General features: G+C 60.2%; 15 protein-coding genes and 1 tRNA gene. 8 read left to right on the top strand and 8 right to left on the bottom strand.

The features are described from left to right. Positions 1 to 82: 82 nt before the first annotated feature. The gene (locus tag ACVDG9_RS24405; protein WP_447239206.1) at positions 83 to 1,402 is read left to right on the top strand and encodes an aspartate aminotransferase family protein; all 1,320 of its coding nucleotides are present in this window, start codon (positions 83 to 85) and stop codon (positions 1,400 to 1,402) included. Positions 1,403 to 1,494: 92 nt separating this feature from the next. On the opposite strand, the gene ACVDG9_RS24400 is transcribed toward ACVDG9_RS24405, so the two are convergent. Both ACVDG9_RS24400 and ACVDG9_RS24395 read right to left on the bottom strand, forming a co-directional pair. Continuing rightward, positions 1,495 to 2,142: a pyridoxamine 5'-phosphate oxidase family protein gene (locus ACVDG9_RS24400; RefSeq protein WP_447239205.1), complete on the bottom strand. Its 648-nt coding sequence runs from the start codon at positions 2,140 to 2,142 to the stop codon at positions 1,495 to 1,497. 246 nt (positions 2,143 to 2,388) lie between these two features. Then, positions 2,389 to 3,234: an SMP-30/gluconolactonase/LRE family protein gene (locus ACVDG9_RS24395; RefSeq protein ID WP_447239204.1), complete on the bottom strand. Its 846-nt coding sequence runs from the start codon at positions 3,232 to 3,234 to the stop codon at positions 2,389 to 2,391. Between the two features lie 120 nt (positions 3,235 to 3,354). On the opposite strand from ACVDG9_RS24395, the gene ACVDG9_RS24390 reads away from it, so the two are divergent. Next, positions 3,355 to 4,095, top strand: a complete 741-nt coding sequence (locus tag ACVDG9_RS24390; RefSeq protein ID WP_447239203.1) for a helix-turn-helix domain-containing protein — start codon at positions 3,355 to 3,357, stop codon at positions 4,093 to 4,095. 6 nt (positions 4,096 to 4,101) lie between these two features. Here the strand turns inward: ACVDG9_RS24390 and ACVDG9_RS24385 are convergent, their stop codons facing one another. Beyond that, positions 4,102 to 5,667 (bottom strand): CYTH and CHAD domain-containing protein, encoded by a 1,566-nt coding sequence (locus ACVDG9_RS24385; RefSeq protein ID WP_447239202.1) that lies wholly within the window; start codon positions 5,665 to 5,667, stop codon positions 4,102 to 4,104. Between the two features lie 144 nt (positions 5,668 to 5,811). After that, positions 5,812 to 6,306, bottom strand: coding sequence for a cupin domain-containing protein (locus tag ACVDG9_RS24380; RefSeq protein WP_055659979.1), 495 nt, complete (start codon positions 6,304 to 6,306; stop codon positions 5,812 to 5,814). 256 nt (positions 6,307 to 6,562) lie between these two features. Between ACVDG9_RS24380 and ACVDG9_RS24375 the strand changes: the two genes are divergently transcribed. Continuing rightward, positions 6,563 to 6,647: transfer RNA gene (locus tag ACVDG9_RS24375), tRNA-Leu, on the top strand. A gap of 76 nt (positions 6,648 to 6,723) precedes the next feature. On the opposite strand, the gene ACVDG9_RS24370 is transcribed toward ACVDG9_RS24375, so the two are convergent. Next, positions 6,724 to 7,401: a hypothetical protein gene (locus tag ACVDG9_RS24370; RefSeq protein WP_447239201.1), complete on the bottom strand. Its 678-nt coding sequence runs from the start codon at positions 7,399 to 7,401 to the stop codon at positions 6,724 to 6,726. Between the two features lie 209 nt (positions 7,402 to 7,610). Between ACVDG9_RS24370 and ACVDG9_RS24365 the strand changes: the two genes are divergently transcribed. The 4 genes from ACVDG9_RS24365 to ACVDG9_RS24350 are packed head-to-tail and all read left to right on the top strand — an operon-like array spanning position 7,611 to position 9,454. Next, positions 7,611 to 8,189: a YqaA family protein gene (locus ACVDG9_RS24365; RefSeq protein ID WP_055659975.1), complete on the top strand. Its 579-nt coding sequence runs from the start codon at positions 7,611 to 7,613 to the stop codon at positions 8,187 to 8,189. Between the two features lie 15 nt (positions 8,190 to 8,204). Further along, entirely contained in the window at positions 8,205 to 8,729 is a 525-nt protein-coding gene (locus tag ACVDG9_RS24360; RefSeq protein WP_023002684.1) for a disulfide bond formation protein B, read from the top strand. Further along, positions 8,726 to 8,992 carry a hypothetical protein gene (locus ACVDG9_RS24355; RefSeq protein WP_447239200.1) on the top strand — a complete coding sequence of 89 codons (267 nt, stop codon included), beginning with the start codon at positions 8,726 to 8,728 and terminating at the stop codon, positions 8,990 to 8,992. The genes ACVDG9_RS24360 and ACVDG9_RS24355 overlap by 4 nt, the downstream gene beginning before the upstream one ends. 27 nt (positions 8,993 to 9,019) lie before the next feature. Further along, complete coding sequence (locus tag ACVDG9_RS24350; RefSeq protein WP_031270101.1) at positions 9,020 to 9,454, top strand: metallopeptidase family protein; 435 nt, start codon at positions 9,020 to 9,022, stop codon at positions 9,452 to 9,454. Between the two features lie 81 nt (positions 9,455 to 9,535). Here the strand turns inward: ACVDG9_RS24350 and ppa are convergent, their stop codons facing one another. Next, entirely contained in the window at positions 9,536 to 10,075 is a 540-nt protein-coding gene (gene ppa / locus ACVDG9_RS24345) for an inorganic diphosphatase (RefSeq protein WP_023002687.1), read from the bottom strand. Positions 10,076 to 10,209: 134 nt separating this feature from the next. Here ppa and ACVDG9_RS24340 point away from each other — a divergent pair, with 134 nt between their 5' ends. After that, positions 10,210 to 10,776: a hypothetical protein gene (locus ACVDG9_RS24340; RefSeq protein WP_296599246.1), complete on the top strand. Its 567-nt coding sequence runs from the start codon at positions 10,210 to 10,212 to the stop codon at positions 10,774 to 10,776. Between the two features lie 16 nt (positions 10,777 to 10,792). On the opposite strand, the gene ACVDG9_RS24335 is transcribed toward ACVDG9_RS24340, so the two are convergent. Next, on the bottom strand, positions 10,793 to 11,329 hold the full coding sequence (locus tag ACVDG9_RS24335) for a GNAT family N-acetyltransferase (protein WP_447239199.1): 537 nt from the start codon (positions 11,327 to 11,329) through the stop codon (positions 10,793 to 10,795). A 148-nt stretch (positions 11,330 to 11,477) separates the two neighbouring features. Then, positions 11,478 to 12,761 carry a hydroxymethylglutaryl-CoA reductase, degradative gene (locus tag ACVDG9_RS24330; protein ID WP_447239198.1) on the bottom strand — a complete coding sequence of 428 codons (1,284 nt, stop codon included), beginning with the start codon at positions 12,759 to 12,761 and terminating at the stop codon, positions 11,478 to 11,480. Between the last annotated feature and the right edge of the window lie 15 nt (positions 12,762 to 12,776).

The raw sequence follows: 12,776 nt of genomic DNA, 5'->3' as shown, positions 1-12,776 counted from the left end.
CTAAATTTTGAATTTTATTGAATGCAAGGCTTCTCCTAAACTTGCTGCAGTCAATTCAGCCGGCCGGATCAGGAGACGCATCATGGCATTGGAAAGCGCCAGCAACAGCACGGATACCGGGTTCTGGTCCGACGTGTCGGATCACGTCCTGCGGTATGGCCCTGTGTTCGAACAACGTGTCATCGAACGTGCCGAAGGCAGTTATGTCTACGACAGCTCAGGCGCACCAATCCTCGATTTCACGTCCGGTCAGATGAGTTCCATCCTGGGGCATTCCCATCCGGATATCGTGCGCACCGTGCGCGAGCAGATCGGCCAGCTCGACCACCTGTTCAGCGGAATGCTGTCCCGCCCGGTCGTCGACTTGTCGAAGCGCCTTGGATCTCTCGTGCCCGGTCTGGAAAAGGTGCTGCTCCTGTCCACCGGGGCGGAATCCAACGAGGCTGCCATCCGTCTGGCAAAGCTGGTTACCGGCAAGCACGAGATCGTGGCCTTTACCAAAAGCTGGCACGGCATGACCGGGGCAGCCGCTTCCGCCACCTACAGTCACAACCGGCGGGGCTACGGGCCGGTCAATCCGGGGTCGTTTGCAATTCCCGCCCCCAATGCCTATCGGCCGCGGTTTACGGATTCGAACGGCAATCTGGACTGGAAGACCGAGCTGGACGATGCCTTTGCGCTGGTCGACAGCCAGTCCACCGGCAATCTTGCTGCCTTCATTGCAGAGCCGATCCTGTCGTCAGGGGGCATCATCGAATTGCCGGAGGGCTATCTCGCGGCACTGCGCCAGAAGTGCGACGAGCGCGGGATGCTGCTGATCCTGGACGAGGCCCAGACCGGTATCGGTCGGACGGGGCATATGTTCGCCTTCCAGCGCGACGGGGTGACACCGGACATCCTGACCTTGTCCAAGACACTGGGTGCCGGATTGCCGCTTTCCGCCGTGCTGACGAGCCGTGCCATCGAGGAAGAAGCGCACCGGAAAGGGTTCGTGTTCCTGACCACCCACGTGTCCGATCCTCTGCCCGCTGCTGTCGGACTGGCGGTGATGGATGTGGTGGAACGGGATGGACTGATCGGCCGTGCGGTGTCGGCAGGCCAGCGCCTGCAAGCCGGACTGGAAGGCTTGAAGCAGCGTTTTGAGTGTGTTGGCGATGTGCGCGGCCGTGGGCTGCTGCTCGGGCTGGAGATCGTGACCGACCGGGCCAGCCGCCATCCGGATCTCGCGATGGCAGACCGGATCGGCGCCGAGGCAATGGCACGCGGGCTCAGCATGAACATCGTCAAACTGCCGGCCATGGGCGCGGTCTTCCGCATCGCCCCGCCATTGACGATCTCGGATGACGAGATCGATCAGGGGCTGGACATCATGGCGTCGGCGATTGAAGCGGCTCGGGCCTGAGATGGCCCCTTAGGGTATGAGGCGATGCAAGGGAGCGTCAGCGCTCCTCTGCGGTCTGTCTTCTGCCGGTGAAATCGCTGCTCGGGATCCGCTCAATAAAGCGTTTTCCGGTAGGTCTCCTCCAGCGCAGCATCCAGCTTCTGCATTTCCTTTTCATCCGGCGCGCCGGTCGTCTGGTCCAGAATGATCTTGGAAAGCGAAGGCATTTCGCTGCGGTCCTGCTGGTGTTCGGGGTCCCAGAGGTGTGAGCGCCGGAACGCCTTGGCGCAGTGCAGGAAGACCTCGCTCACCTTCACGACAATGGCGAGCCTGGGCGCACGGTCCTTCACGCTCATGGTTTGAAGAAGATCCGGATCGGTTACAAGCGTTGCCCTGCCGTTGACGCGCAAGGTCTCGTCAAACCCGGGAACCAGGAACAGAAGCCCGACATTCGGGTTGGCGACAATATTGGCCAGACTGTCGAGGCGGTTGTTTCCCGGACGGTCCGGAATGGCAAGCGTTTGCGGGTCGAGAACCTTGACGAAGCCGACCGGATCGCCACGCGGGCTGACATCCGCCTTGCCGTCCTTGTTCTGCGTGCCGAGGCACAAAATCGGCGAGCGGGCAATGAAGTCCCGAGCATGCTTGTCCAGCGCGCTCAGGCACTTTTTTGCTGCCAGCGGTGATAGTTCGGAATAGTGGCTCCGGAGCGTTTCTTCATCCGAAATGACGAACTCCGGGTTGATCTTGTAGGCTTCCATCGCGCTATCCCTCGACCTTGATCCCTGTGTGACCCTGCTCTGCCGGTCTTCGCCCGGCGGCTGATGCTGCGTTCGACTTGCCGAACGCTGGGGCCAATCTGCGTGGAAGGTAACACAAATTGAGGTGCGTACATCAGGAATTGATTGGCCGCTCGTCGTCAGGTTGTAAGGGGCGAGTTGGGCATGTGATGCCCAACCCGTTTTTGCCGTCTGACCCGTGCGATGAAGCGTTTGCAGGGTCTGGTGCTAGTCTAGTCTGACCGCCTCGATCCTGCCTTCCAGCATATGCGGCAGGTAAAGGACGTCATCGTGGGTGGAAATATCGGCAAGGCCGGCGGGTTCGCTCATGATCTCGTTCGGTGTACCGTCAGGACCAATCTCGAAGACCTTGCCGTTGATCCAGTCGTTGAGGACGAGCTTGCCGTTCAGCCGTGCGATGCCATCGATGTTGCCAATGTCCCGCGCCACGACGCTGATAGCCTTGGTGGCAGGATCAATGGCAAGCAGGCTGCCGGGTGCTTCAGTGGTGAAATCGTTCTTCAGGCCCTTGCCCCAGGCCCCGACAAGCAGGCGGCCGTTGTCCCAGTAAAGGCCATTGGGGTGATTGAGTTCGGGGCTTTCCAGCCATTTTTCAAAAGTGCCATCCGCGTAGTGCCAGATGGTGTTCGTCATCATGTCGGAAACGAAGATTTCGTCGCCGCTGGTGGTCACATCGTTCAGGAAAACCGAGCCTTCTGCAGGCAATGACTGCAGCAATTTGCCGGTCTGGGCGTCGACAACCCGCAAACTGGTGAGATCGGCCGCGAAGACCTTGCCGTTCATCAGCGCCAGTCCCTTGGGAGCGTCCATTCCGGTTGCCCATTTGGCATCTATGATTTTCCCGTCCGTGGACAGAAGCGCCAGATGGCCGTTGCCGTCGACCGCATTCGGCGCGCCTTCCATGACACTGACGATGAGCCGGTTGCCGGCAGCGTCAAAGGCCACGGATTCAGGCATGTCGAAACCGTCCGTTGACCAGAGTGAACCGGCTGATGAGGGGAGCGTTGAAAGGCCGAGCAGCAGCGCGGCGGCCAGGGGTTTGAAGGTCTGCATGGGAAGTCCTTTCGTAAAGTTGAACTGGACCTCTCCTGCAGAAGGCGAACTTTTCTTGCAATTGATGATCATTTGGTATCAAAAAACGATACTCAAACTGTCGAATTCGGGATCAGGAATATGCGCGGTGATACCTTCAAGATCTTGCAGGGCGTGCTGAAGGCACGTGGCATGACCTATGCGGATCTCGCAAGCCGGATGGAAATATCGGAGCCGACGGTCAAGCGGATCTTCGCCGGGCACGATTGCAAGCTAAGCCGGTTGCTGGAGATCTGCGAAATTCTGGAGGTGCCGCTGGCGGACGTATTGCATCGGGCAGAGCGGAATTCGGAAGAGGCAAGCGTCCTGCCGGTGGCAACGGAAGCGCGGCTCGCTGCGGATCCGTCGCTGTTTTATCTCTTCATCCTGCTGCGTGAGCCGATCCCGCAACAGGAAATCGAGCGCCGTTTTGATCTCTCGGGAGAGGACATGTTCCGACTGGGCCGGGTGCTGGAGGCGTTGGGGCTGGCAGAAGTGCATCCAGGCAACCGCGTCAAGATCACGCGCAAGGAGCCCCTCAGGTTCCGTCCGGACGGGCCGCTGATCCCGCTGCTGAAGGAAATCAACATGCGCTTTCTGGGGCAGGTGATAGCCAATCCGGGTGGCAATCAGTCCCTGTTCTTCACGCTCTCCCGCCGCATGCTGCCGGACACGGGGGCGTTCATCCTGCGCGAGATCGAAACCCTGAAGGAGACCATCGCCGAGCTGGCCCGTCAGGACCAGCTGGTCTCGCGCGAGGAAGACCTGACCACCTTCAAGCTGACCGGAGCCTTCGCCCCCGTTTCCTTTCCGGACATTCTGACGATTGAACCGGGCCGGTGATAAGCGTCAGGTCCAGAATTTCGGTGTTTCCCGGGTTGCTTCCCAATATCCCTTGGCGTGCTGCCACATGGCCTGGCACTGGGCCTCGTGCCAGCCGATGACAAAACCGATGGCCTGGTTGGTTGCCAGGGCATTTTCCCCGCTGACCTTGCATTTCACCGGCAGTTGTTCGGCCATGGCGACATCGTTGAGATAGCCGAAGATATCCTGCAGCTTCTTCATCCGCTTCAGGAAGGGCTTCACGGTGTCTTTCGGATAGAGGCAGCCGAAAAATTCGATGCCGTAGCGCATCTTCTTCATCGCCTTGCGCATTTCGTGGCGTTCGGGAACGGTAAGTTCTTCCAGTCGCTTGCCGTATTTCAGAACCTTCTTCCACTGCTTGGCAAGAGCTTCGCCGGCGTGAGTCTCGACAGGCTGGGCCAGAAGCTGCGTCTGGCCGAAGTTTTCCGGGTCCAGCCAGCCGCGCCCCTCGGTGTAGGCTGCAAGGTCGAGCAGGAAACCGTTGACCTCTTCCGATTTGAGATGATCCGTCAGCGTGGTGCGGGTGCTTTCGTCCCGGAAGGCATTGAGATTTTCCAGAAGAGCGTCAAAGGACAGGGTTCCGGGCGCCCTGTCGATCAGGGGCATAACGATCTCATCGACCAGGACGTCGAGATCCCGCAGGGAACCGGCTTCGGTGGCAATGACCTTCGCGGTCCTGTCGAGCGGTGCCATGGTCGCCGGGTTCAGGATTGGCCGGAACAGGCGAAAAGCACTGCGCAGGCGGCGCAGGCCTACCCGTAGCTGATGCGGGCCTTCCGGATCGTCCGACGACAGGACTGCAAGCCGGTTTTCGGAAATCTGGGTCAGGCAAGAACGCAGCACGTCGCGAAATGCGTGCTCGGTGGTGATGCCGCTGTCGAAGGAAACATTCTCGGCAAAATACGGTGTCCGTTCCGCAGGCGCGGTACCCTCGGCAAAACGGTACCCGCGCTCGGCCTTGCTATAGGGCGAAAAGCGGAAGGGGATGTCCTTCAGAAGAGCCTTGGCCGCCTCGAAAAGGGCAAGGCTCGGGCCGGACTTCAGTTCCATTTCGAGTTCGGTCAGCGGCTGGCTGCCGCTGCCGGCCAGAATATTGCCGCTGTCGAAGGCGAGTTCGATGAAGGTGCCGTCACTGTCCCGGGTCAGATTGCGCACGGTGCGCTTCATCACCGTTTCAAAGCACTCCGACAGGGGGGCATCGCCGATGATTTCCAGAAGACGGTCGTGGACGGCGGGGTCTTCGATGACGGAAAAGTCGAGCGCACGGCCCTTGACCGGATGTTCGGCTTCCACCGGCGAGGACAGGCCGCCCATGACGCCCGTGCCGAGCTTGACGGTCTGAACCCAGCTGTTGCCGGACTTGCGCACGCGAAGGGAAATCCTGGCCTTGCGAAGCGCCTGGTCCGGCGTGTCGAAATAGATCGACTGCAACATCTTGTTCACGGCGCGGCTGGCAGTGAACCCGTCTATGGAACCGGCGCGTTTCAAAGCGTCCTGTGCCGTCGTTTCCAGCTCGAGCTTAAGCTCGATTTCACGTCCTGATTTGCTCATGCTGAATTTCTAGCCAAGCCATTTCTGCTTGTCCAGAAAAAGCGCACAATTTGCGCCTTTGTTTGCAGGCTAACAAATTCGCCCGCCGAAAGGCGCAGGGCGCCTTTCTTTCAAGACCTCATACAGGAACGCGAGCCCGATATTTTAGCCGAAAAGTTTCTTCCCGACGCCTTTCAATCTCTCGAGGATGCGGGACTGATAATGCAGATACCAGGGAACCGGCTTCTGATTGAACGCGAGCTTGCGGATGTAGGTCGGCACTTCCCAAACGGCGGAGGTGCCTGCCGGAAAGAACAGGGTCACGCCGGGCTTGCCTTCATAGACATGGCCGGCATCGTCGGTGATCCGGACTCCGCCTTCCAGGAACATGACCGACTCATCCCAGCCGTAGTGCCAGCGGAACTTGCCGGCAGTGCAGGACCAGTGGCAGGCATCGCCCCAGCCGAACTTGTGCCTGGCCAGCACGGCGCACATGGCTTTCGGGTCACCTTCAAGCACCCATTCGGGTCGGATCGGCGCTGGCATCAACTGTGATTTGTCAACGAAGGACTGTGTGAAAGCCTGCCCGTGCCGAGCGGCTTCGTTCACAGCAGAAGTTTTCGTGCGTTTCGCCTCTTGAAGGCCGCCAGCCAGTGTCATCCGTTTCTCCCAAACTTGTCTGACTGTCCACTTGCGCGAGCAGCAGTTGCAAACAGCTTAAATATGCGCCGGATTTCACCCTCTGAGGCTGTATGGCAGGCGAAATCGCAGCTCAGGGTTAAGGGGGCGTAAAGGGAGAAGCTCAAATTCGATCAAATACGGCGCCCGCCGCACTTGCTGGCGGAAAGTCGCGGCGCGCTGGAACCGCTTGCATCGGACAAGGCCCCATGATAGGCACCCAATCCGATACCGGATTGCCCCCCTGGCGGAACTGGTAGACGCGCCGGATTCAAAATCCGGTTCCTTCGGGAGTGCCGGTTCGATTCCGGCGGGGGGCACCATCTCCAGCGGTTTGAATTGCTGCAGGAATGCGCCGGAGTGGTTCGAGGCTTGCCTCCCACCCGCACAGGTAACCAGCTACTTCAGCGTCACCGTGTCGAAGGCCAGGGAAGCGCTGGTCTGGTAGATGTCTTCCACTTTCTTGATGCGGCCCTGACGCGGGTGGCCGATTGCGATGCCGACGATGCCTCTCTGGCTGTCGGGCTTTGCCAGCGCGACCAGCCGCACGAGGAGCTGGTCACCTTCCTTGTTGATGAAGTTGCCGACGATTTCGGACGCAGGCAGATCGCCCAGAGTGATCTGGCGGCGGACATTCAGCCGTGTATCGTCTGTGGTGCCGAGCTGTTTCAAGAGCTCGATGGCAATATAGTCGCCCACCTCGAGGCGCTTTTGAGGATCATCGGTCTTCATAGTGTAGGTGACGATCTGAAGGGACGAATAGATGCGCTTGGTTTCGTCGTCGGTGGTGAAGTAGATCTTGATCGGACCGCCGCCGGCCGGTTTCGCCTGGGCCAGAATTTGCTGTGCCTCGCGCCGGGGTGCGGCAAGGCTGAATGGGACGGGAACCTCCACATCGTGTTTTGCGGCGAACTCCGCATCCACCGTGTAGACCGTCGACAGGGTTACGCCCTGTGCTTCAAAAGGCGCCAGCTTGACCGATCCTTCCAGTTCGACCTGCTGGGCAACTGCCGCAGCTGGCGCGCTCATCGCGAGAACCAGTGCCAGTCTGGCGATGCGTGAGGCCGTTCCGTTCATGTCCCCCTCCCAACGTCGTGCGAAACCTGGCGAGGCGTCAATGTTACCAGATACGGGCGAAAAGTCTGCCTAGTGTCTTGATGCGCGTTTTTGAAGTGGCTTCACATCAGGCAGGGATCGTATGTGCCGGTGGCTACGCGACAACGTGCTGCTGGCGGTGCGCATTTCCCTAGGTGACTTTTTGCAGCGCAGCGGCTAAGGGAAGCGCCATGATCAGACGCCTCTACGACTGGACCTTGTCCCTTGCCGCCGGACCGCGTGCGCCTGCCGCACTCGGCACCGTATCCTTTGTCGAAAGCTCGGTGTTTCCGATCCCGCCGGACATCCTGCTGATCCCGATGGTGATCGCCCGGCGCGAGAAAGCCTGGTGGTACGCGCTGCTGTGCACGCTGACGTCGGTCGCCGGCGGTATCCTGGGATATCTGATCGGCCTGTTCCTGTTCGAACAGGTAGCGGTGCCGATCCTGACTTTCTACGGCAAGATGGGGTTCGTCGAAGAGTTCAAGGACATTTATCATCAGTACGGCTGGTGGTTCGTCTTCATCGCCGGGCTGACGCCGTTTCCCTACAAGGTGATCACCATTGCCTCCGGTGCGCTGGGGCTCAGCCTGCCGGTGTTCATTGCCGCGAGTATCGTTTCTCGGGGGATCCGGTTCTTTGTCGTCGCCGGATTGCTCTATCTGTTCGGCCCGCCGATCCGCGATTTCATCGAAAAGCGGCTTGGTCTCATGTTCACCATATTTGTGGTGCTGCTGGTCGGTGGATTTGTTGTGCTTAGGTATATCTGACAATAAGAGGGTGAGATGACAGCCGACCGGATTTCGCGCAATCTGACGGGGCTCTTGCTGGTGGGCGGCCTGGCGGCGATCGCGACCGCCTGGGGCTTTCAGCTGATTGGCGGCTATGTGCCCTGCAAGTTGTGCCTCGAGCAGCGCATTCCCTATTACGTCGGCCTTCCCCTGGCGTTGCTAGCGCTTTTCCTGATGCAGGCCAGGCGGACCGGGTTGGCGTTGGCTCTGCTTCTGGTCGTTGCGGCCGTGTTTGCCTATGGTTCCGGCCTCGGTATCTACCAGTCCGGCGCCGAGTGGCAGTTCTGGGACGGCCCGAGCGATTGCGGTGGCGGCACCTCGACACCAACGTCTGCCGCCAACATGCTGCAGGCGTTGAAATCGACGCGCGTCGTCAGCTGCACCGAGGCTAGCTGGCGCATGTTCGGCCTGTCCTTTGCCGGCTGGAACGCGGTTGCATCCGGCGGGCTTGCCCTTCTGGCGCTTTTGGCCGCTTTCGGGTTGAAACGCCGTGGCAACACGGCCAGTGTAGGTGCATGAGCGAGAACAAGCACCCGAAGGAAAAACTGCGCGATGAAGCGCTCCGCACACTCGACCGGGTGAATGCGGAGAGCGAGACCGTTGCCGGTTCTACCTTCGTCCGCATGGCCGACCGGGCAAAGGATCACCTGAGCGCCGCCGACAAGGACGAAGACGACCGGATCGAGGTTTGGGGCAGCCGGATCGGCCGAGGTCTCGGGCTTGTGTTCGCAATCGGACTGGCGATTTATCTACTGGTCACCTACGTACTGCCCAAAACCTGAATGAACCGATCCGTCAAAGGAACCGATATGGCATCCGTCCGGCCGGTCAGCCACAGCAGCTGGACCGAACGCAAAGCACCTGACCTGGAAGACTTCGAGGCGATGGCGAGCGAGATCCTCTCCGGGCTTCCGGATGATCTTCTGCTGCGCTGTGGTCATCTGCAGATCAGCCTTGCGGACTATGCGCCCGACGATGTTCTGGATGAACTTCGCATCGAGGATCCGCACGACCTTCTGGGCCTGTTCGAAGGCCAGGGGCTGAGCGAAGGCGAAGAAACCGTGATGACCGGGCAGATGCCCAACCGCATCTGGCTCTTCCGCCGGCCGATCCTTGACTACTGGGCCGCGATGGACGAGACGCTGGGCGATGTGGTTGCCCATGTGCTGATCCACGAGATCGGGCATCATTTCGGCCTGTCCGACCAGGATATGGAGCGCATTGAGGCGGCAGCGGAACGCTAATTCTGACCCTTGCAACGAAAAAGGCCTCCCGCGTCTTGCGACACTCGGGAGGCCTTTTTGTTTTCGTCCGTTTGGAAGCGCTTATTCAGCGGCTTCCTTCTGGGCGCGTGCGATCGATTCAACGATCAGCCGCTTTGCGGATTCGACACCTTCAACACCGGTGATCTTCACCCACTTGCCCGGCTCCAGATCCTTGTAGTGTTCAAAGAAATGCTTCACCTGGGCAACGGTGATCTCCGGAAGGTCGGTCACGTCGTTGATGTTGTCGTAGCGCTTGCTGAGCTTGTGGGACGGAACCGCGAGGATCTTTTCGTCCTGGCCGGATTCGTCTTCCATCAGCAGAACGCCGATCGGACGGCAGCTCATGATGGCGCCCGGAACGATCGGGCGCTGGTTGACCACGATCACGTCGATCGGGTCGCCATCGCCACACAGGGTGTGGGGAACGAAACCGTAGTTGCCCGGGTACCGCATCGGAGTGTACAGGAAGCGGTCGACGTACATCGCACCGGCTTCTTTATCCATCTCGTATTTGATCGGCTCGCCGCCAACGGAGACCTCGATAATGACGTTGATGTCTTCCGGCGGATTCTTGCCAATCGGCACAGCGTCGATACGCATTTAGGAAACTCCTGTTATTCGTTGCTGCGTCTATCGCAATCCCGCCGAAGAAGTTCAAGTCCTTTATTTTTGCATTGCACCTAATTGATTAACATGCGTCTATTCGCGCGGCAGGCTCTGGAGGAGATAGATTTATGAAACGGCTTACTGTTTCCCTTTTGATGCTCGGCGGATTGCTTGTGTCTCTGCAGGCTGCAGGGGCGGCGTCGGTCGACAGTGCCTATACCAAGATCCTGCTGGACAGCTGCCCGCTGATCGAGGCCGGGGACGAGGAAGAAGGCACCTTCGGCGGTGCCTGGCAGTGCCCCGGCTACAAGGGAGCGGGCGTCTATGTTGCCGAGGGCGACCTGCGCATGTTCGTCTCCTTCGGTCCCGACGCCGCCAACGAGCCCGCGGCGGGCCAGACCCTGCCCAATTTCAACACGGTCAACGAAACGCTGGAATGGCGCCTCAGGGGCGGTGTTCCGTTCGCGACCATCCTGCGCTGGTTTCCGAGCCTCGACGAGGGGTCCAAGACCGGCAGCGTGCTGATCGTGACCCAATTGAAGCCCGGCGGCGGCACCTGCCAGATTGCCCGGATCGATGCCCAGGCCAACAAGAACGCCAACGATCTGGCGCGCCAGGCCGCCGATACCATGGCCGGTTCTTTCGACTGCACGCAGCCGCCGCAGATCATCGGCAATCCCGGAATTCTCTACTAGGCAAGTGCCCTGTGGCTCAGGTGCTGATTTGCGGCCAGGCGTAGATGCTGAGCTCCAGCCTGCGGCCGCCGATCCTGTACCAGGACTTTGCCGCAAGCTTGCCACCGACGGCCTTGTAGAATGAGCGCGCGGGCTCGTTTGCGCTCAATACCTGCACGGCGACACCGGGCATGCTCTTTGCCGACAGCGTTTCCCGCACATTCTGGAAAAGGGCCCGGCCGAACCCGAGGCCCTGATATTCCGGCTTCAGATAAAGCTCGTAGATTTCGCCATCCATGCCGGTGTCCCTCAGCCGGCACGGCCCATAGGTTGCGTAACCGGCGGGAATTTCGGCGATGCTGAGGATCTTGATGTTGACACCCCTGGCAAGGGCACCGCGCCACCAGCTGCTGCCTCGGCGCGAAATCATCTTCTGAAGATCGACACCGTGCAAGACGCCGCGATAGGCGCCCAGCCAGGCTTCGCTATGGATGCCGGCGAGTGCCTCACAATCGGCGGTCCGGGCCGCGCGCAGATCTATCAGGTCGGTTGTCATGCTTTTAGAAAGATACAACAAGCAATCCGACGGAAAAGAGGCAATCGCGTCGTAGAAACGCCAATTATGCCGATTTCATTGCGTTCGGCATCCGGGAGTTGATCGGCCGGAGGGGCAACACGGTAATAGTGCCGAGACCCCTCCGGTCGAACCTTGTCAAAAGGCCTCAGGCGTTGGCGCCTTGCCGCAGCCGGGCGAGAATTTCCTCGGCCAGATCCTGCCGCACCTTGCCAAGTGATTTCAGCTCATTTGCCACCAGGTCGATTTCCTCGCCGGTCGCGCCCACCATCAGGGCAACGTTCTGGGCGTGCAGGGCCATGTGGCCTTTCTGGATGCCGGTGGTGGCAAGCGCGCGCAATGCGCCGAAATTCTGCGCCAGGCCGACGGCAACGATGATCCGGGCCAGTTCGTCTGCCGTGGTCACGCCGAGAATTTTCAGGTTGGCCTGCGCGGTGGGGTGGATCTTGGTTGCGCCACCGACCAGTCCGACAGCCATCGGCAGTTCCAGGATGCCGACAAGATTGCCGTCGCCGTCCTTTTCCCAGCGGGACATCGAGCGGTAGCGGCCGTCTTTCGACGCGTAGGCATGGGCACCTGCCTCCACGGCTCTGGTATCGTTGCCGGTTGCCAGAACCACCGCGCTGATGCCGTTCATGATGCCCTTGTTATGGGTGGCTGCCCGATAAGGGTCGGCATCGGCAAAGTGATAGGCCGACAGCATGTCGTCCCGAACCTTTTCGCCTCCGATTTCCTCCAGTGGCCAGACAGCCCGCACGCGTGCCACGCGGCGGTCGGCGAGGTTGGTCAGGATCCGCAGGAGACTGCGGGCGCCGGTCCATTCCTCCAGCTTGGGTGCAAGGGCCTCGGCCATGCTGTTGACGGCGTTGGCGCCCATCGCGTCGCGCGTGTCGACGATGATGTGAACGATGGTCATCGGTCCTTCGGCAGTGTCGATGACCCTTATGTCGAGGTCACGGAAGCCGCCGCCGAGCTTCACCAGAAGCGGATCGATCTCTTCGCAGATGGTTCGGATGTCGTCGATGCGTTCAAAAACCTGCAGGCGGACGTTTTCAGGGTCGCTGGCGCCCAGAAGCTGGATCTGGGCTGCCATCAGCGGGCCGCTTGTGGAGGTCTTGAAGCCACCGGTCGGCCGGCAGCGCTTGGCCGAGTTGCACACGGCGGCGATGACGGAGGATTCTTCGCTAGCCATCGGCACCAGAACGTCCCGTCCGTCCACGGTCATGTTGGTCGCGATACCGACAGGAATGGACATAGAAGAAATGGCGTTTTCGACAAGGCGGTCGGCCAGTTCGATGTTTCCGGATGCCGCTTCCACAAGGTCGGAGACGGACTTGTTGTCGAGATTCGCCTGGCGCTGGACCGCCTGGAGCCGGCCGGCCGGGTCCAGCTTGTGAAAACCTTCAATACGGGACGAAGTGACGTCACTCATCGGGGGAAACCTGTC

The organism is Roseibium sp. RP-7 (assembly GCF_053005225.1).
This window is presented reverse-complemented; position numbering and strand designations above follow the sequence as displayed.

What these genes read in the sequence shown, in the direction of transcription:
- ppa (WP_023002687.1), bottom strand. Translation starts at nt 10,075, where the DNA reads ATGCGTATCGACGCTGTGCCGATTGGCAAGAATCCGCCGGAAGACATC.
- ACVDG9_RS24385 (WP_447239202.1), bottom strand. Translation starts at nt 5,667, where the DNA reads ATGAGCAAATCAGGACGTGAAATCGAGCTTAAGCTCGAGCTGGAAACG.
- ACVDG9_RS24340 (WP_296599246.1), top strand. Translation starts at nt 10,210, where the DNA reads ATGAAACGGCTTACTGTTTCCCTTTTGATGCTCGGCGGATTGCTTGTG.
- ACVDG9_RS24330 (WP_447239198.1), bottom strand. Translation starts at nt 12,761, where the DNA reads ATGAGTGACGTCACTTCGTCCCGTATTGAAGGTTTTCACAAGCTGGAC.
- ACVDG9_RS24370 (WP_447239201.1), bottom strand. Translation starts at nt 7,401, where the DNA reads ATGAACGGAACGGCCTCACGCATCGCCAGACTGGCACTGGTTCTCGCG.
- ACVDG9_RS24405 (WP_447239206.1), top strand. Translation starts at nt 83, where the DNA reads ATGGCATTGGAAAGCGCCAGCAACAGCACGGATACCGGGTTCTGGTCC.
- ACVDG9_RS24355 (WP_447239200.1), top strand. Translation starts at nt 8,726, where the DNA reads ATGAGCGAGAACAAGCACCCGAAGGAAAAACTGCGCGATGAAGCGCTC.
- ACVDG9_RS24365 (WP_055659975.1), top strand. Translation starts at nt 7,611, where the DNA reads ATGATCAGACGCCTCTACGACTGGACCTTGTCCCTTGCCGCCGGACCG.
- ACVDG9_RS24350 (WP_031270101.1), top strand. Translation starts at nt 9,020, where the DNA reads ATGGCATCCGTCCGGCCGGTCAGCCACAGCAGCTGGACCGAACGCAAA.
- ACVDG9_RS24400 (WP_447239205.1), bottom strand. Translation starts at nt 2,142, where the DNA reads ATGGAAGCCTACAAGATCAACCCGGAGTTCGTCATTTCGGATGAAGAA.
- ACVDG9_RS24390 (WP_447239203.1), top strand. Translation starts at nt 3,355, where the DNA reads ATGCGCGGTGATACCTTCAAGATCTTGCAGGGCGTGCTGAAGGCACGT.
- ACVDG9_RS24380 (WP_055659979.1), bottom strand. Translation starts at nt 6,306, where the DNA reads ATGACACTGGCTGGCGGCCTTCAAGAGGCGAAACGCACGAAAACTTCT.
- ACVDG9_RS24360 (WP_023002684.1), top strand. Translation starts at nt 8,205, where the DNA reads ATGACAGCCGACCGGATTTCGCGCAATCTGACGGGGCTCTTGCTGGTG.
- ACVDG9_RS24395 (WP_447239204.1), bottom strand. Translation starts at nt 3,234, where the DNA reads ATGCAGACCTTCAAACCCCTGGCCGCCGCGCTGCTGCTCGGCCTTTCA.